We start from the raw sequence: 18,375 nt of genomic DNA on the forward strand, positions 1-18,375 counted from the left end.
GTTCAGGCCAGGTGGGTCGGCTGCCCGGCGAGGAACGTCGCCGTGATCGGCATGTCGCGCAGGTCGGCCGGGGCCAGCCCGGTCGGGTCGGCGGCGGTGACCATCAGGTCCGCCGGATCGCCGACCGCGACGCCCCGGCGCCCGCCCGAAGCGGCGGCCAGCGCGTCCGCCAGCGGGATCGCCTGCTCGGGATGCCAGGGCGGTCGGGTGTCGTCCGTGCGGCCGACCGCGGCGGCGATGCCGTCCCACGGGTCGAGCGGCGCGACGGGCGCGTCCGAGCCGATTTCCAGGCGGGCGCCCGAATCCAGCAGCGCGCGGTACGGGTACGCGCGCTCCGTGCGGCCGTGCCAATGGCGGTCGGCGACGTCGCGGTCGTCCGGCTGGTGCGCGGGCTGCACGCTCGCGACGAGGCCGAGCGCGGCGAACCGCGGGATGTCCTCGACGCTCAGCAGTTGCGCGTGCTCGATCCGGCCCGCACAGCCGAGTTCGGCGAACGCGTCGAGCGCGATCGTGTTGGCCTTGTCGCCGATCGCGTGCACCGCCGGAGCCAGTCCGTGCTCCGCCGCGCGGCGCATCAGCGGCACCAGCTGCTCGGGCGGAAGTTCCAGCAGTCCCAGGGAATCCGTCTCCGGGTACGGGTCGTGACAGTAGGCGGTGCGGGTGTTGAGCGAGCCGTCGACGAACAGCTTGAACGGGCCGACGCTCAGCAGTCCCCCGCCGTCCGGCAGGACGTCGCCGGTGTGGTGGCCGCGCGCGATCGCGGCGTCCAGCAGGTGCCGCGCGATCACGCAGGAGACGCGCGTGGCCGGTGCCGCGGATGCGACGCGGCGGGTCCAGTCCGCGACCGTGTCGGCGTACTCGTAGTCGACGATCCCGGTGACGCCGCGCGCAGCGGCCGCGGTCAGCGCGTCGGCGACCCAGCGGTCCTGCACCTCGGCCGGCGCGGCCGGCAGCTCGGCCGTGGCGCTCATGCAATCGCCTTCCAGCAGCACGCCGGTCGGGTGCTCGCGGCCGATCAGCTTGAGCGCGGCCGGGCTGAGCCACAACGTGTGCAGGTCGGCGCTGAACAGCGCGACGGCCCGCCCCGGCAGCGCGCGCTGCAGCATGTCCTTGTGCGGCTCGTCCGGCCACAGCGCGTCTCGGAAACCGGCGCCCACCACCAGTTCCTCCGGCAACCCGGGATGGGCGGGCGCGGACAGCAGCCGCTGCAGCAGCAGTTCCACCGCGTCGGCCGCGGAATGCGCGGTGCCCAGCGGGATCCGGCGCCGGAAGCCGGCCCACTGCACGGCGTGGACGTGCGCGTCGACGAGGCCGGGCAGCAGCGTGCCGCCGTGCCCGTCGAGCACCCGCGCGGCGAATCCCGAGCCGGAGCCGGGCTCCTCGATGGCGGAAACCCGGCCCTCGTTCGCGCGGACGTCGGCGAGCTGCCCGTCGAGGCCGACCCGGACGCGGCGCAGGAGTAGATCATCCATCGGGCCAGACTGCCAGGCCGGTGCCCGGGAAGGGAATCGCCGCCAAGTCCGCCCGGACGGGTGAACGAGGTAACAGTGGCGGAATTTCTGGGTATTAACCCGGTGTTGGACAAGTGCAGAACGCATGGCAGCCGTCGCCCGCCGCAGGGTCAGGGCCGGTCAGGGGCGCCGCCTTCACAAGCCGCGCAGGGTTCAACTCCCTCGGTTGCCGCCAGTTTCACACCGGAGAACGGCGGATCGTGTTGCCGTCCAACGGATCGAGCGCGTTAGGCCATTCGTCTCACGCCGATTTGCGGCCGATAGGCTAAGTGTCTGATTGCTGCGGATCATCCCGGACTGTGTACTGCACGGATGACAGAGCACAGATCACGCTGGAGACGCCGGGCCGGGATCACCCTCCTCGCCACCGCGCTCGGCGCCGCCCCGGTCGCAGTGCCCGCCGCGTACGCGGCCCCTGGAGTCCCCCAGCCCCCGCCCACCGCGGGCAAAACGCTCGACCAGGCCGACCGCGCCCGGGTCGCCGAGGCCGAGCGCGCCGGAAAGCCCGACGTCACGCTGCTCGTGGCCGCCGAGCGCGGTCAGGCGAACGCGGCCGTGAACGACCTGAAGGCGCTCGGCGGCGTGATCCAGTCGAGCGATCCGAAGCTCGACTACGTGAAGGTCTCCGTCCCGGTCGCGAACGCCGAGAAGGCCGCGAAGCTCAAGACGGTGAGCGCCGTGGACGTCGACGGCCTGATCCAGCGCGACGACCCGAAGCCCGAAGGCGCGACCACTCCGATCCCGCAACCGGCCCCGGGCAAGAACACCCCGCGCGTCAATCCCTACCTCCCCACCGGCGACACCTACGCCGCCCAGTTCGGCCAGACCTTCGGCGGCTGGGACGGCAAGGACAGCACCGTCGCCGTGCTCGACTCCGGCGTCGACCTCGACACCCCCGCGCTGGCCAAGACCAGCCACGGCGAGCGCAAGATCGTCGACTGGTACAACGCCAACGCCACCGATTCCGGCGACGGCACCTGGGTGAAGCAGTCCGCCGAGACCTACACCGGCACGTTCACCGCGAGCGGCCGCACCTGGACCGCGCCCGCCGGCGGCCCGTACACCTTCGGCCTGTTCAAGGAAACCGCGGGCGATCTGGGCGGCGCCGGCAGCGAAACCGGCGGCGACCTCAACCGCGACGGCGACCGCACCGACTCCTGGGGCGTGCTGCTGGACACCGCCACGAAGCAGGTGCGCGTCGACCTCAACGGCAACGGCGACTTCACCGACGAGAAGCCGATGACCGACTACGCCAAGAACTTCGACGTCGGCTTCTTCGGCACCGACAACCCGGCCACGGACCTCGCGGAGCGGATGGCGTTTGTGGTCCAGACCGACAAGCCGGGGTACGTCAACATCGGCATCGCGGGCGCCGAGCACGGCTCCCACGTGGCCGGCATCGCGACGGGCAACGACCTGTTCGGCGGAAAGATGGACGGCGCCGCGCCGGGCGCGAAGGTGCTCTCGGTGAAGGTCTGCCTGAGCACCTCTTCGTGCACCTCGAGCGGTCTGCTCGACGGTGTCGTGTACGCGGCCAGCCACGGCGCGGACGTCATCAACATCTCCATCGGCGGCCTGCCCGCGCTCAACGACGGCAACAACGCGCGCGCCGAGCTCTACAACCGCACCATCGCCGAGTACAACGTGCAGATCTTCATCTCCGCGGGCAACTCCGGCGCGGGCGCGAACTCCGTCGGCGACCCGTCGGTGGCCACGGACGCGATCAGCGTCGGCTCGTACATCACGCGGGAAACCTGGCTGTCGAACTACGGCGCGAAGGTGCAGGCGGCCGAGGCGCTGCACCCGTTCTCCTCGCGCGGCCCGCGTGAGGACGGTGGTTTCAAGCCGGACATCATCGCGCCGGGCGCGGCGATCGCGACCGTGCCGCGCTGGGAGGCGCCGGGCCCGGTGGCGGGCACGTACACGCTGCCGGCCGGGTACGCGATGCTGCAGGGCACGTCGATGGCGTCACCGCAGGCGACCGGCGCGGCCGCGCTGCTGGTGAGCGCGTACAAGGCAACGCACGGGGGACAGCGGCCGCCGGTCGCGGCACTGCGCTCGGCGATCAAGTCGACGGCGCGCTTCGTGCCGGGCATCGGCGCGTACGAGCAGGGCGCGGGGCTGTTCAACGTCCCCGCCGCGTTCGCCGCGCTTTCGCTCAACCCGAAGCCGGACGCGGTGACCACCGCGGTCGAGGTGCACACGGTGCAGGCGAACCTGCTCAAGACGCCGGGCGTCGGCGTCGGGATCCACGACCGCGAGGGCGTGACCGTCGGGAAGGCGTACACCCGCACGTACACGATCACGCGAACTTCGGGCTCTTCGCGGCCGGTGACGTACTTCGCGCGCTGGGTCGGCAACGACGGCACGTTCTCCTCGGGCTCGCTGCTGCAACTGCCGCTGAACAAGCCGGTGACCTTCGCGGTGAAGGTGGACCCGAAGTCGGCGGGCGTGCATTCCGCGTTGCTGTACCTGGACAATCCGCTGACCATCGGCATCGACGTGCAGACGATGAACACCGTCTTCGCGCCGGCGGAGTTCGCCCCGGCCACCGGCAAGTTCGAGGCCTCGGGGACGATCGCGCGCAACACGTCGGCCAGCTACTTCGTGCGGGTGCCGCAGGGCGCGAGCGCGCTGCAGGTCGACCTCGGCGCGGGCGGCGACCCGGGCAAGGGCCAGGTGCGGTTCCTGCGGTACGACCCGACGGGCGTGCCGGTGGACTCGAACACGTCCACCAACTGCTACAACCCGGACGCGGGCGCGGGCTGCGCCGGCGGCTCGCCGACCAGCCGGACGCTGACCAACCCGCTGCCGGACGTCTGGGAGATCACCGTGGAGGCCCGCCGTACGTCCGATGTGGACAGTGCGCCGTACCGGATTTCCGCTTCGGTGCTGGGCACCGCGGTTTCGCCGAACCCCGACGACATCGCATCGGCCCAGGCCGGCGTGGCGCTGCCGCGGACGTACACGGTGAAGAACACGCTCGGCGCGTTCACGGGTCATCTGGTCGGCGGCACGTTCGCCAGCGCTTCGGTGCAGCGGCCGACCATCGCGCAGGGCGCGTCCACGCAGACGCAGCTGACGGTGACGCCGGGCTCGACGTCCCTGACCGTGACGATCGGCAACACCGCCGACGTCGGGGCGGACCTGGACCTGTCGGTCTACAACTGCGTGACGGGTTCTTGCGTGCTGGCCGGGCAAAGCGCCGACGGTGACTCCGAGGAGTCGGTGACGCTGGCGAATCCGGCGGCGGGCCAGTGGCTGGCGGTGGTCGACGGCTACGCGGTGCCCGCGGGCACCACCGCCTACGACTACCTCGACGCGTTCACCAACCCGGCTTTCGGTGGCATCACGGCGAATGACCCCTCGGCGGCGCACGCCTCGGGCTCGTCGTGGACCGTCCCGGCCACGGTGACCGCCGCGTCGGCCCCCGCCACCGGCCGCGTGCTGCGCGGCGCGCTCTCGGTGGTGACCGACGCCGGCGTCACCATCGGCGGCGGCACGGTGCTGGTGCGTGCGGTGAGCTGAGTCCGGGTCCGGCAAGGCCTCCTTACCCGCGTGCGACGCGGGTAAGGAGGCCTTGCCGGCGGTCTCAGTCGCGGCTGAGGAACGGGCCGGGATCGTCGAGGATCCGGTGGATCGTCCGCCCCGCCGCGCCCAAGGTGGCCGCGTCGCCTCTCAAGGTCGAAGCGGTGAGGGTGGGGACGGAGCCGCGCAGGCGGCCCAGGCGCGCGGCGAGCACGGGGTCCGCCGCGGGGGCCAGCCAGGGGAACAAGGCCGCGAAGATCCCGCCGAGCACGATGTGGTCCAGGTCGAGGAGATTGACCGCCGACGCGAGCGCGTGGCCGAGTGCCTCGCCCGCCGCCGTGCAAGCCTCGACCGCGGCGTTGGCCCCGGATTCCAGCGCTGCCACCAGATCCGGCACCGAGCGGACGCCCGCGGCCGTCAGCAAAGCCTCCTGGCCCGCGTAGGTTTCCAGGCATCCGGCCGCCCCACAGCGACACGGCGGTCCCGCGGGTGACACCACCACGTGCCCGAGCTCTCCGGCCAGCCCGTGCGCGCCGCGAAAGAGCGAGCCGCCGACGACCAGGCCCGCGCCGATGCCGACTTCACCGGAGACGTAAAGGAAATCGCCGCCGCCGGTGCCGAACCACAGCTCGCCGAGCGCGCCGAGGTTGGCCTCGTTGTCCAGGTCGACGGGCACCGGCAGGCGCAGCATCGCGGCCGCGCGCACGTCTCGCCAGCCGAGGTTCGGGGCGCTGAACACCACGCCGTCGCCGACCGGGCCGGAGACCGCGAGCACCGCGCCCGCCACCGTCAGCCCCAGCGCGGACGCCTCGCCGAGCGCTTCGGTGGCCAGCTTTTCCAGCTCCCGCAACACTGTCGCCGGCCTTGAGCCGCGATTGTCCCGCTCGCGCCGTTTCGTGAACCGGACCGCGCGCGCCAGGTCGAGCAGGCACACAGCCAGGTAGTCGACGTTGACCTCCAGCCCCAGCGACGCCACCCGCCCGCCGCTCAGCACCACCTCGACGCCGGGGCGGCCGCGTTCGCCCGCCCGCGCGGGGCCGGTCTCGGCCAGCAGGCCGGCGTCCAGCAGGTCGCCGACCAGCTTGGACACAGTGGACTTGGTGAGCCCGGTCAGCTCCGCGAGCGCGGCGCGGGTCAGCGGACCGCGGCGGCTGACCTCGCCGAGCACCAGCTCGAGGTTGCGCGCCCGCATCGAGTCGTGCCGCACCGCCTGCGTCATCCGCGCCCCCTCCTCCCGGCACTGTAACCGGCGGCCCCTTGACGGCCGGGCCCACCGCGTCGCATATTTAGTCTACAACGTGAACTAAATGAAGGGACCGTCATGGACGACTACGCCCCCACCCCCGAGGACAAGTTCTCGTTCGGGTTGTGGACCGTCGGCTGGCAGGCCGCCGACCCCTTCGGCGTCGCGACCCGGCCGGCCCTCGACCCGGTGGAGAGCGTGCACCGGCTGGCCGAGCTGGGCGCGTACGGCGTGACGTTCCACGACGACGACCTGCTGGCCACCGAGCCGGACCGCGACAAGGCCGTGAAGCGGTTCAAGGCGGCGCTCGAAACCACCGGCCTGCGCGTGCCGATGGCGACGACGAACCTGTTCACCCACCCGGTGTTCAAGGACGGCGGCCTGACCAGCAACGACCGCGACATCCGCCGGTACGCGCTGACCAAGGTCCGGCGCAACCTCGACCTGGCCGCGGAGCTGGGCGCGCAGACGTACGTGGTCTGGGGCGGCCGCGAGGGCGCGGAGTCCGACGCCGCCAAGGACGTCCGCGCCGCGCTGGCCCGCTACAAGGAGGGCCTGGACCTGCTCGCCGAGTACGTCGTCGCGCAGGGCTACGACATCCGCTTCGCCCTGGAACCCAAGCCGAACGAGCCCCGCGGCGACATCCTGCTCCCGACGATCGGGCACGCGCTGGGCTTCATCTCGCAGCTGGAGCGCTCGGAGCTGTTCGGGCTCAACCCCGAGGTCGGCCACGAGCAGATGGCCGGGCTGAACTTCGTGCACGGCATCGCCCAGGCGCTGTGGCAGGGCAAGCTCTTCCACCTAGACCTCAACGGCCAGCACGGCCCGAAGTACGACCAGGACCTGATCTTCGGCCACGGCGATCTGACCAGCGCCTTTTTCCTGGTGGACCTGCTGGAACAGGGCGGCTACACGGGCCCGCGCCACTTCGACTACAAGCCCCTGCGCACCGAGGACCCCGACGACGTCTGGGTTTCCGCTGCGGCGAACATGCGCACTTACCTGATCTTGAAGGCGAAGGCGGAGGCGTTCCGGAAGGACCCGGAGGTGGCGGAGGCGCTGGCGGCTTCTCGGGTGCCGGAGCTGTCTACTCCCACGCTTTCGCCGGGCGAGACCTTGGACGACCTGGCGGCGGACGAGTTCGACGTGGAGGCTGCTGGGAAACGGGGGTATCACTTCACTCGGCTCAACCAGTTGGCGTTGGAGCATTTGCTCGGCACCCGGTGAGGTTTGCCTGCCGGACCCGCGCAGTCGGCTCGGGTCCGGCAGGTGATTTTGCCCCTGGTGGGGCTTTCCCGATCCCGCTATCTTGTCTCCTCGCGGTGGCCGCGCCGCGGCTTCAGCCTGCGCGCGGCCGGCCGGTGCACAGTCAGGTCAGCTGCGAGCGAGGAGTCCCCATGACGTACGGCCTGCCGCCCGATCCGAACGCCCCGGGCCCGCAGCCCGGGGCGGCGGGGCCAGGGCCGGACGCCGCGCACTCCTCGCCGGGCCAGGCACCGGCACAGCTGGGATACTCCACGCCAGCTGAGGGATACCCGCCTCCCCACCAGCAATGGCCTCCCAGCCAACCGATGCCCCCGCTCAAAGGCCCAGTCCCAGCCGTCGCCGCGCTGGTCTTCGGCCTCCTCGGCTGCGTCATCCCGCTGCTGCCGATCAACCTCGACCAAGTCCGCCTCTACACCCCGTTCCCCTCCGCGGTGGCCGGGCTCTCGCTCGCGATCGTCGGGCTGGTCGGGCGGCGGCGGGGCAAAGCGGTGGCCGTGGTGGGCGCGATTCTGGCCGTGATCGCGCTGGCGCTGGGGACGATCATGGTCGGCAACACCGTCATCGACGAGTCCACCCACACCAGCGCGCCCGCGGCCCGCGGCTACGAAACGGCGATCCGGACCGGCCCGAACAGTCCCGTCCGCACCTGGCCGGCCGCGACCGCGGTGGTCGGCGACGCGTCGTCGAGGTAGCCCGCGAGGGTGCCGCGGACCACGACTTCCAGCTCGTTCTCCCCGTCCCGCAGGGCATCCGTGACCTCGACCCGCCACGGCCCCCACACCAGCCGGTCGACCAGGCGACCGTTGACCGTCACGTCCGCGGTCCCGCGCACCTCCCCCAGATCCAGCACCACCCGGCCGGACGGCGCGGTGAACCTGGTCCGATAGCGGACGTGCCCGCCGAGCGCCCGTAGCCCCAGTTCCTCCCAGCTGACCAGCGGGGTGGCCGCCTCGGCGACCTCGACCGAGACGGCGCCGTCGAGCAGCGCGCCGCCGCGGCGGCCGTCGACCGCCGTGAACTCCAGGCGGATCGGGATGCCCGCGGCGAGCGGCTCGGGCAAGCGGACCACACCGTCGACGGGTTTGTGCTCCGCCTCGCCGACACGCGCCACGAACTCGAGCCCGGTCGGGACGCTGAAAGCAGTGGTGCCGAGCGGCGCCGTGAAGGTGAGGTGCTCGGAACGCTCGCCGCCGGGCGCGAGGTCCGGGACCACGGCGGCGACCACATTCCCTTGCGCCGCAGCAGGTTCCAGCCAGTACGCGCCGGGCAGCGGGTGCGGCCGCGGGCCGGCGCAGAGGAACCGCGGGTCACGCGAGTGTGCCCGGCGGAGCCCGCGCGCCGTCCACTCAGCCCCGCTGATCAGGCCGAGGCCGGGCGCGTCGAAAGCCGCCGCCGCGTCGCCGGTCAGCTTCAGGACCACCGTGTTCTCGCCCGTCCGCAGGAACTCGCGCACGTCGTACGGGTGCACGCGGATCTCACGATGACCGGGGTACGGGTTGAAGTCGCCCTGCTTGCCGACCTCGGTCCCGTTCACCAGCACGCTGCACGCGCCCTCGCTGGCGACGTGCACCACGGTGTCCTCCGGCAACCCGTCGAGCGCGAAAGAACAACTGAGTTCGTCGCCGACCATCCACTCCGGACGCCGGTAAGCCTCGACGTCCGCTACCACCGCAAAAGACGCTCGCAACGCACCATCACCAACCGCCGTGAACTCGATCTCGACCGGCACGGTCCGGCCAGCGGTCTCCGGCGGAAGCGGGCTGAAGGACTGGTAACCCTCCTCGGGCACCGGCAGCTCGACGCCATCGACCACGACCCGGCGAGCCGCACCCGAACCAACCGCAAGGAACAGCCCACCACGATCCGGCAGCGCGAGGTACGTGCGCACGGCCACGCGGCCGCCCGCGTCGACGTGCCGCCAGTCCAGGAACTCCTCGGGCACGTAACCCTTGGGCCCCAACGTGTCGTTGTGCATCGGGTCCTTCTGCAGACCACGGGAAAGCGACCACGACGCGGGCCGCCACTCCCCGTCGCCCTCGCGCACCTCGGCGAACGGGCCGTACGTGGCCGTCACCGGGCCGCTGTCATGCTCGAACCGCCAGACCTCCAACGGCAGGGTTCCCGTCCGGGACGCCGCGGCGAGATCACCGTCGGAATTGTCCAGTGTGGACTCTGCCAGCGCCGTCCACGGTCCAGGCAACTCAGCGGCACCCACGACCACACCGGGCGGCCGAGCGTCCGCGGGCGGCAGGTCGTCACCGAGCACGACCAGCGAGATCGGCCCGTCGCTGAACGGCACCGTGAAGGCACCATCCTTAATAGACAAGTCGACTCGGTGGCCGGTGCGTGGGTCCCACCGCTGCGCCCGCGCAGGCAGCCCCCGGGTGCGGACGTGCGCGACCCGGTCGCCCGGCGGCACGAAGTCGTATCCGTCTTCGCGCAGTTGCTGCCAGTACTCCTCCCACGGAAACCCCTCGACGGCCCAGTTTTCGTTCTCCAGCCGGACAATCGGGGCGACGGTGCCCGTCGCGTCGTCGTGCGCGGTGAGCAGCAGGACGTACGTGTCGCCGTGGCGGCGGAGCAGGAACGGCGCGTCGGCCTGGACGTCCCCGGCCGCCAGTGCCGCCGGAACCTCCTCGGCCCGTTCGACGACCACGGCGTTCGGCACCGGCGCGGTGCCCACACAGACCACGCGGCCACCACCGGCGGCGAACTCGGCGAGCTTCGCCGCGGCGGCCGGGTCCAGCACCGTCACCTCGGGCAGGATCACCGAGCGGTACGTCTCGCGGCCGATCTTCAGTCCGTTGTGGACAACCGAACCACCCGCGATCGTGGCCTCGTCAAGCGTGTCGTGGTCGATCCCGGCGCGTTCGAGGACACCGCGCCGCTCGGCGAACCACGTGCTGACGCCGTTCAGCTCGTGGTAACAGGCGGCGGCGCGCTCGGCGGGCGGCAGCGGGCCGTCGAGGGTCAGGTACGCCTGCGCGGTCGACGTCGGCGACAGCAGGATCGTGTCGCAGACGTGCTCCCCCGCGGCCAGCACCGAGCAGAGCCGCGTCACCGCCGTGGAAAACTGGTGGTACGACGGCCAATACGGCTGCCGCCAGCAGGTGGACGGCGGCGCCCACTCCCACCAGCCGCCGGCCGTCGAGTAGTAGACCGCGTGCGGGTCGTACAGGTTCGCGCCGCGGCGCAGGAACGGCGCGAGCCAGTCGTAGGTCTCCTCCAGCGTGCCGCCCCAGCCCGAGGAGTGGAACGCCTCGATCCAGGTGCGCGGGCGGTCGTGCGCGTGGGCCAGCGAGCTGTGCACCTTCGGGTCGCCCCAATGGTCACTGCCGGGCGCGCCGAAGCCGGAGTGGGTGCCGAGGTAGTCGCCGTAGACCTGCACGCCGCCGACCGGGTCGCCCTCGCGCGCGGGCGTCGGCTGGTCGAACCCGCAGATCAGGCCGCGCTCGGCGAACCAGGCGTCGAGCGGGTCGAAAAACGCGCGACGGGCCAGGCGCGCGCGGTGGGCGTGGTAGTCGCGACGGTGGCGGGCGGACTCTTCGTCCTCACCCTCGAACAGCGAGGCGAGCGGCAGCTCGTAACCGTAGTGCTCGGCGAACGTCGACGCGAAATCCCGGCCCCAGGTCGGCATCGCGGGCAGCTCGTCCTGGAAGAAGCCCGGGATGACCGAGCCGAACCAGCGCCCGACGTGCCGCTCCAGCGTGCCGTGCACCTGGTCCAGCAGCGCCGCGCAGGCCTCGACGCCGAAGTAGTCGAACCCGCTGACCGCCACCTCGGCCCCGCCGGCCCCGCGCCGCAGCGCGAGGCCGGCGAAATCCGGGTTCCCGGCGGTGAGCCGGCCCTGGAAGTTCGCGCCGGAGAACCCGATCTGGTCGTACATCCACAGGTGGAAGCCGAGCTCTTCGGCGTCCTGGCAGGCTTGGCCGAGCAGTTCGAGCCACTGTGGACCCAGGAACGGTGGATCGTCCGCGACCGAGCCGAACATCGGCCCGGTCGGGGCGAGGCACATCACCACGGCCTGGCGGACGCCCTGCGCGACCAGCTGCTCCATCTGGCGCCGCAGCCGCTCCCGCGTCACCGGGGCGCCGCTCCACCACCAGATCGGCAGCGGGCTGTACTCCGGGCCGGGATCGAGGAACCGGTGCAGCAGTTCGTCCGCGCTCATGCCAGTGCCCGCTCCGCTTCGATCTGCTCCAGCGACTTGCCGGAGGTGTCGGGCATGAAGAAGAACCCGACCACGCCGCTGATCACCAGGCAGGCGCACAGCAGCGCGGCGATCACGCTGATCCCCGCGCTCGCCAGCACCGGCACGAAGAAGCTCCACACCCCGAGCACCGTGCGCGCGACCCCGAAGGTGAAGCCCTGCGCGGTGCCGCGCAGCAAGGTCGGGAACAGCTCCTGGCTGAAGATCTTGTACACCGCCTCGCCCGCGATCGCCGAGCCGATGCCGAACAGCACGATGTTGGCCACGATCACCGGGACGTTGAAGGGAAAGATCAGGAACACCGCGTAACTGGCGACCTGCATGACCGCGCCCGCGCCCCAGAGCGCGCGCCGGGTGCGGTGCCCGCGGTCGATGTAACGCATGAACGGGATCGTCGCGAGGATGCCGATCACGAAGCCCGCGCACGACAACGCGACGCCCGCGGCCTGCCCGCCCGCGTGCAGCGTCTGCACGATGTACGGCGTGAACAGCCCCGAAGTACCGGCGGCCAGGCCCCAGAACAGGTAGACGGTGCCCGTCCAGCCCAGCGCCTTCAGGTTCGCGCCGCGGAACAGCGCCTGGAAGCGCTGGGTCGCGCCCTTGGCCGTCGCGGACTGCCAGCGCGTCGATTCGGCCAGCCCGCGCCGCATCGCCCAGGTGACCAGCGCGACCACGAACAGGTGCAGGAACACGATCCTGATCCCCAGCAAGTCCAAACCGGACAGTGCCAGGGCCAGCAGCAGGACCACCACGGGCCCGGCGTTCCACGCGATCTGGGTGAAGCTGAGCAGCTTGCCGCGGTGCTTCGACGGCGAGAACTCGCCGACCAGCGCGAGCGAGGTCGGCACGTCCGCACCCACCGCGATGCCGACCACGAAGGTGCCGATGAACAGCATCGGCGCGTTCACCGCGAGCGCGATGCAGAGGATGCCGAGCGCGTAGACGAGCAGGTCGTACTTGTAGATCCGCTTGCGCCCCAGGCGATCCCCGAGCCGTCCGCCGACGAACGCGCCGAGCGCGCAGCCGATGGCGTTCGGCCCGATCGCCGCGAGCGCCCCCAGCGCGCCGCTGCTGAGCCCGAGGTAGACCTGGAACAGCGCCAGCCCCGAACCGAGGGCCACGATGGACCCCGCGTCGAGGTAGGACGCCATCCCGGCGAGCACCGACCACTTCCACTGCTGGCGGGTCACGGTGTCCTCACCGGTGCCTGCCGAGATACCGACCACTTCGGGAGCTGGCATGGATCACTTCTCCTCGTCGACGGTGACGCGGATGGATTGAAACGTATTAACGGTGGAGGGTAACGGCCGCCACAGTCGTGCACAACCGCTTGTTCGTGGCCGATTTAGCCCAGTGAATCGTTTCATTCTCATGTTATGTGCTGAGGGTGGTGTTTTATGACGCACCGTGGCCGCCGAACCGGGGCGCCCGGGGAGAAAATCGCGCGACAGCCGTGCCGTCCACTTCGTACACTCGCCGCAACGCGTTGACGGAGACGAGTAGCGCGGGGAGCACGCGAGCACCAGAGAGCCGCCGGCGGTGGGATAGCGGCCTCGCGCCCCGGGCGAAGACCCTCCCGAGTGCGGGGAGGAACGGCGGCCGCGAGCCGCCCCATGCCCCGCCGGCCGGCCGCCGTGACCCGGCCGTTCGAGGCCGCCGGCCCCCAGCCGGCGGCGAAAGTGCGGTGGTACCGCGAGTTCCCTTCTCGCCCGCACTCCCAAGGGGTGGCCGAGCACACTCCGGGAGAGTGATGATGTCTCGTACCCTGGTGGCCGACCTGCGCGCACACGTGGGCGGCACCGTGAAGATCGCCGGCTGGGTGCACCGCCGGCGCGAGCTGAAGTCCGTGACGTTCGTGGTGGTCCGGGACCGCTCCGGCACGGCGCAGGCGGTGTTCCCGCAGTCCCCGCCGGTGACCGAGGAGACCGTGGTCGAGGTGACCGGCCGGGTGACCGCGAACGCGCAGGCGCCCGGCGGCGTCGAGCTGACCGAGGCCGTGCTCACCACGATCGCCGAGCCGTCCGCGCGGCCGCCGTTCGACCTCTACCGGCCCGCCGTCACCGCCGGGCTTCCCTCCATATTGGACAACTCCGCCGTCGCGCTGCGGCATCCGGTGCTGCGCAAGCGATTCGAAGTCGCGGCCGCGAGCGTGGCCGGGTTCCGGCGGACGCTCGACGGGCTGGGCTTCACCGAGATCCACACCCCGAAGATCGTCGCCACTGCCACCGAGTCCGGCGCGAACGTCTTCGAGCTGGACTACTTCGGGCGGCCCGCGTACCTCGCGCAGTCACCGCAGTTCTTCAAGCAGGCCATGGTCGGCGTGTTCGAGCGGGTCTACGAGACCGGCCCGGTCTTCCGCGCCGAGCCGCACGACACCGCGCGGCACCTGGCGCAGTACACCAGTCTCGACGCGGAGTTCGGCTTCATCCGCGACCACCGGGACGTGATGGCGGTGCTCCGGGACGTCATCGCGGGCATGGCGGAGGCCGTCGCGCCGCTGACCGAGGTCCCCGACGTGCCCGCCGAAATCCCAGCCATTGACTTCCGTGCGGCGCAAGGACTTCTGGCCGAGCACGCCGGTGAGGACCCACGCGGCGAACCGGACCTCGCCCCCGTGCACGAGCGCTGGCTTTCGGACTGGGCGCGGCGCGAGCACGGTTCGGAGTTCCTGTTCGTGACCGGTTACCCGATGGCGAAACGGCCGCTCTACACCTGCCCGGCACCGTCCACTCCGGACTTCTCGAACAGCTTCGACCTGCTGTTCCGCGGGCTGGAGCTGGTCACCGGCGGACAGCGGCTGCACCGGCACGCCGACTACCTCGACGTGCTCGGCGACCAGGCCGCGCACTACGCGGACTACCTGACCGCGTTCGCCCACGGCATGCCGCCGCACGGCGGGTTCGCGATCGGCCTGGAGCGCTGGACGGCGCGCCTGCTGGGCCTGGCCAACATCCGCGAGGCCACGCTGTTCCCGCGCGACCTCCACCGCCTGCGGCCCTGAGCGCGGCGTTACTTCGCGGCGAAGGTCAACGACCCGAGCGCGCCCACCAGCGGCGCCAGCTCGGGCAGCTCCCCGGCCTCGGCCAGCGCGGCCGCGAGCGCGGAGTCGTGCGTCGGCCGGGCGGCGGCGAGCAGCTGCTTCCCGGCCGGCGTCACCTCGGTGTAGATGCCGCGCCGGTCCGTCGCGCAGAGGTAACGCGAGAGCAGGCCCCGCTCCTCCAGCCGCGTGACCAGCCGGGTGGTCGCCGACTGGCTGAGCACCACGGCGGTGGCCAGCTGGGTCATCCGCAGGTGGAAGCCGTCCTGGCGGGCGAGCACGTCGAGCACCGTGTACTCGCTCACCGAGAGCTCGTGGTCGCGTTCCAGCTCCCGCTGCAGCCGGTCCTCGATCCGTGCGTGCAACGCGGCCAGCGTGCGCCAGCCCTGCGCCCGGGCCTCGACGGCGTCCTCAGCCAGTGACACGGTTCACCCCTTCTCGCGACCGCCCCCGGGTTGCGAGAGCTTCGCCCCCTCAGGCATCATGATGCGTGTGCAACTAACCGCGTCTGCAAGTATTGCTCACGCTCGTAGTTGCTGACGCCACTGTACCGGGAAACGGAAGGAACTGTCGTGAACATCGACCTCAGCGGACGCATCGCGCTGGTCACCGGCTCCACGGCCGGCATCGGCGAGGCCGCCGCGAAGGCGCTGGCCAAGGCGGGCGCTGACGTCGTGGTCAACGGCCGCAACGAAGAGCGCGTCGCCAAAACCGCGAAACGGCTCGGTGTGCGCGGGATCGCCGCGGACGTCGGCACCGCCGAGGGCGTCGCGGCGCTCGTGGCGGAACTGCCCGACGTCGACGTGCTGGTCAACAACGCGGGGATCTTCGCCGCCCAGCCGGTGTTCGAGATCCCGGACGACGAGTGGCTGCGGTTCTACCAGGTCAATGTCCTCTCCGGCGTCCGGCTCGCGCGGCACTACGCGCCGCGGATGGTCGATCGCGGGTGGGGCCGGGTGATCTTCGTGAGCAGCGAGTCGGCAATCCAGACGCCCACCGAGATGGTCCATTACGGCATGACGAAGACCGCGCAGCTGGCGCTGTCGCGCGGCATGGCCCAGGAGGTCGCCGGCACCGGCGTCACCGTGAACAGCGTGCTGCCGGGCCCGACGCTGACCGAAGGCGTGCAGGAGTTCGTCACGAGCCTGTACCCCGGCGTCGAGTTCGCCGAGGCGGAGCGGAAGTTCATGGCGCAGGACCGGCCGACCTCGTTGCTGGGCCGGCTGATCCGGCCCGCGGAGGTGGCGAACCTGATCACCTACGTCGCGTCCGAGCTGGCCTCGGCCACCACCGGCGGCGCGCTCCGTGTCGACGGCGGCGTGGCGACCTCGATCATTCCCTGATTTTCCTTATCCCAGAACGAAAGGCTTCCCCTTGACCAGCGTTCCCGTCCTCAAGCTCAACAACGGCGTCGAGATGCCACAGCTCGGCTTCGGCGTCTTCCAGGTCCCGGACGCCGACACGACGGCCGCGGTGAAGGCCGCGCTCGACGCCGGCTACCGCAGCATCGACACGGCGGTTTACGGCAACGAAGCCGGCGTCGGCCGCGCGATCGCCGAGTCCGGCCTCGCGCGCGACGAGCTGTTCATCACCAGCAAGCTCTGGAACAGCGACCAGGGCTACGACGAGGCCCTGCGCGGTTTCGACGCCGGCCTGGCGAAGCTCGGGCTGGAGCAGCTCGACCTGTTCCTGATCCACTGGCCGGTCGCGATGTACGACAAGTACGTGCCGACGTGGAAGGCGCTGGAGAAGCTGTACGCCGACGGCCGCGTGCGCGCCATCGGCGTCTCCAACTTCCAGCCGTCGCACCTGCGCCGCGTGCTGGACGAGGGCACTGTGGTGCCGGCGGTGAACCAGATCGAGCTGCACCCGTACCTGATCCAGACGGAGCTGCGCGCGTTCCACGAGGAGCACGGCATCGCCACCGAGGCCTGGAGCCCCCTGGCCAAGGGCGGCGACCTGCTGGCCGAACCCCTGGTGACCGACATCGCCACCGCGCACGACCGCAGCCCGGCGCAGATCGTCCTGCGCTGGCACCTCCAGCTCGGCAACGTGGTCATCCCGAAGTCCGTCACGCCGTCCCGCATCGCGGAGAACTTCGACGTCTTCGGCTTCACCCTGCCGGACGCCGAGGTGCAGTCCCTGTCCTCTTTGGACCGCAGCCTCCGCACCGGGCCGGACCCGGACGTCTTCGACGCCCGCTGACGACGGAGAGCACACTGCGAAGGTGATCGAACTGCGGGACTGGGCGGACGACGACGCGGGGTGGTACGTCCGGCAGGGCCGCGACCCCGAGATCCTCCGGTTCACCACCGAACCGGCCTCGCTGACGGTGGCGGAGTTCCTGCGCGCGTTGGAAGGCTTACGCCACAACGACAACGCGCTCGGCTTCGTCGCCGTCGACGCGGGCTCCGGTGCCCGGCTCGCGAACGTCGCCGCGGCCCGGCACGGCGCAGTGGCGGAGGTGAGCTACTGGGTCGCCGCCGAGGCGCGCGGCCGTGGTGTCGCGAGCCGCGCGTTGGAGCTGCTCTGCGAACGCACGGCCGCGAGCTGGCCGGGCGTCGAAATCAGGCTCTGGACCTACGTCGGCAACGCCGCATCCGGCCGGGTGGCCGAAAACGCGGGGTTCACCCGGATGCCCGCTCCAGCCGAGAAACCCGCCGGCGACCGGCCCGTCCAGTGGTACCGCAAACCAGCACCTACGGCTTGAGCGCCACCCCACCCAACGTCATCAGGTTCAGGTCGGTCAACGGCTTCATCCGCGGCCCGTCCGGCCACCAGTCGTGTAGATAAGCCAGGCCCGGGTCAAGCAGTTCAAGGCCGGTGAAGAACGAGGCGATCTCCGCGCGGCTGCGGTGGACGGTGGCGAGGCAGGTGCCCGCGAACTCCGCGTCGAGGGTGTGCGCCAGCGCTTGCCGGGGCGGGTCGTCCGGGGGTTCGTGCGCGTGGGTGAGCACCAGGTACGAGCCGGGCGGCAGCTGGTCGACATAGCTGCGCACGATGTACCGCGCGCGGTCCAGGCTTTCGACGTGGTGCAGGACCGAGCAGAGCAGCACCGCGACCGGGCGCTCGAAATCCAGGTGCCGGTAGACCACCGGGTCGCCGAAGGTGGCGCCCGGGTCGGTGAGGTCGGCGCCGGTGATGTGGGTGTGCTCGTTCTCCTCCAGCACCGCCCGGCCGTGCACTTGCACGACCGGGTCGTGGTCCACGTAGACCACTTCGGCGCCGGGGCGGTGCCGCTGCGCGACCTGATGGGTGTTCTCCTCGGCGGGCAGGCCCGAGCCGAGGTCGAGGAACTGGTCGATGCCGCGGTCGGCGGCCAGGTGGCGGACCACCCGCACCAGCCACTCGCGCTGCTCGCGGGCCATGAGCTGGGCGTCCGGCGCGATGCCGAGCAGCCGGCGCAGCACCTCGCGGTCGTCCTCGTAATGGTCCTGGCCGCCGAGCAGCGCGTCAGCCAAACGCGCCTGGCTGCCGTCCGGGCGCGCGGTCCCGGAAACCAGGTCCCCAGGCGTCATCCGGCACTGCCCCTCTCACCGCCGCCGTCGGTGTCCGGCAACGGACAGTGCACAGACTACGA

Annotated in this window: 13 protein-coding genes; 7 read left to right on the forward strand and 6 right to left on the reverse strand. The window is 71.4% G+C overall.

Going from position 1 to position 18,375, the window contains the following annotated elements; translation table 11 throughout:
• Positions 1-2: 2 nt before the first annotated feature.
• Positions 3-1,472, reverse strand: a complete 1,470-nt coding sequence (locus tag OG371_RS02240; protein WP_329065009.1) for an amidohydrolase — start codon at positions 1,470-1,472, stop codon at positions 3-5.
• A 351-nt stretch (positions 1,473-1,823) separates the two neighbouring features.
• On the opposite strand from OG371_RS02240, the gene OG371_RS02245 reads away from it, so the two are divergent.
• Positions 1,824-5,039, forward strand: coding sequence for a S8 family serine peptidase (locus OG371_RS02245; RefSeq protein ID WP_329065011.1), 3,216 nt, complete (start codon positions 1,824-1,826; stop codon positions 5,037-5,039).
• A gap of 64 nt (positions 5,040-5,103) precedes the next feature.
• Here OG371_RS02245 and OG371_RS02250 read toward each other — a convergent pair whose 3' ends face one another.
• Complete coding sequence (locus OG371_RS02250; protein WP_329065012.1) at positions 5,104-6,258, reverse strand: ROK family transcriptional regulator; 1,155 nt, start codon at positions 6,256-6,258, stop codon at positions 5,104-5,106.
• A 102-nt stretch (positions 6,259-6,360) separates the two neighbouring features.
• Between OG371_RS02250 and xylA the strand changes: the two genes are divergently transcribed.
• Positions 6,361-7,509, forward strand: coding sequence for a xylose isomerase (gene xylA, locus OG371_RS02255; protein WP_329065015.1), 1,149 nt, complete (start codon positions 6,361-6,363; stop codon positions 7,507-7,509).
• Positions 7,510-7,853: 344 nt separating this feature from the next.
• On the forward strand, positions 7,854-8,240 hold the full coding sequence (locus OG371_RS02260) for a hypothetical protein (RefSeq protein ID WP_329065017.1): 387 nt from the start codon (positions 7,854-7,856) through the stop codon (positions 8,238-8,240).
• Here OG371_RS02260 and OG371_RS02265 read toward each other — a convergent pair.
• A complete protein-coding gene (locus tag OG371_RS02265; protein ID WP_329065019.1) occupies positions 8,150-11,719 on the reverse strand; it encodes a hypothetical protein in 3,570 nt (1,189 codons plus the stop codon). The genes OG371_RS02260 and OG371_RS02265 overlap by 91 nt on opposite strands.
• Entirely contained in the window at positions 11,716-12,999 is a 1,284-nt protein-coding gene (locus OG371_RS02270; protein WP_329065021.1) for an MFS transporter, read from the reverse strand. The genes OG371_RS02265 and OG371_RS02270 overlap by 4 nt, the downstream gene beginning before the upstream one ends.
• 509 nt (positions 13,000-13,508) lie before the next feature.
• On the opposite strand from OG371_RS02270, the gene aspS reads away from it, so the two are divergent.
• Positions 13,509-14,759, forward strand: coding sequence for an aspartate--tRNA(Asn) ligase (gene aspS, locus OG371_RS02275; protein WP_329065022.1), 1,251 nt, complete (start codon positions 13,509-13,511; stop codon positions 14,757-14,759).
• Positions 14,760-14,767: 8 nt separating this feature from the next.
• On the opposite strand, the gene OG371_RS02280 is transcribed toward aspS, so the two are convergent.
• A complete protein-coding gene (locus OG371_RS02280; RefSeq protein ID WP_329065024.1) occupies positions 14,768-15,220 on the reverse strand; it encodes a MarR family winged helix-turn-helix transcriptional regulator in 453 nt (150 codons plus the stop codon).
• Positions 15,221-15,367: 147 nt separating this feature from the next.
• Here OG371_RS02280 and OG371_RS02285 point away from each other — a divergent pair, with 147 nt between their 5' ends.
• Genes OG371_RS02285 through OG371_RS02295 form a run of 3 tightly spaced genes read left to right on the forward strand, consistent with a single transcriptional unit; the run spans position 15,368 to position 17,505 of the window.
• Positions 15,368-16,138, forward strand: a complete 771-nt coding sequence (locus tag OG371_RS02285) for an SDR family NAD(P)-dependent oxidoreductase (RefSeq protein ID WP_329065026.1) — start codon at positions 15,368-15,370, stop codon at positions 16,136-16,138.
• Between the two features lie 31 nt (positions 16,139-16,169).
• Positions 16,170-17,000 carry an aldo/keto reductase gene (locus tag OG371_RS02290; RefSeq protein WP_329065028.1) on the forward strand — a complete coding sequence of 277 codons (831 nt, stop codon included), beginning with the start codon at positions 16,170-16,172 and terminating at the stop codon, positions 16,998-17,000.
• Between the two features lie 22 nt (positions 17,001-17,022).
• The gene (locus OG371_RS02295; RefSeq protein ID WP_329065030.1) at positions 17,023-17,505 is read left to right on the forward strand and encodes a GNAT family N-acetyltransferase; all 483 of its coding nucleotides are present in this window, start codon (positions 17,023-17,025) and stop codon (positions 17,503-17,505) included.
• On the opposite strand, the gene OG371_RS02300 is transcribed toward OG371_RS02295, so the two are convergent.
• Entirely contained in the window at positions 17,495-18,313 is an 819-nt protein-coding gene (locus OG371_RS02300; RefSeq protein WP_329065032.1) for an SAM-dependent methyltransferase, read from the reverse strand. The genes OG371_RS02295 and OG371_RS02300 overlap by 11 nt on opposite strands.
• Positions 18,314-18,375: the final 62 nt, after the last annotated feature.

This window comes from Amycolatopsis sp. NBC_01480 (genome assembly GCF_036227205.1).
In the GTDB taxonomy this organism is placed as follows: domain Bacteria; phylum Actinomycetota; class Actinomycetes; order Mycobacteriales; family Pseudonocardiaceae; genus Amycolatopsis.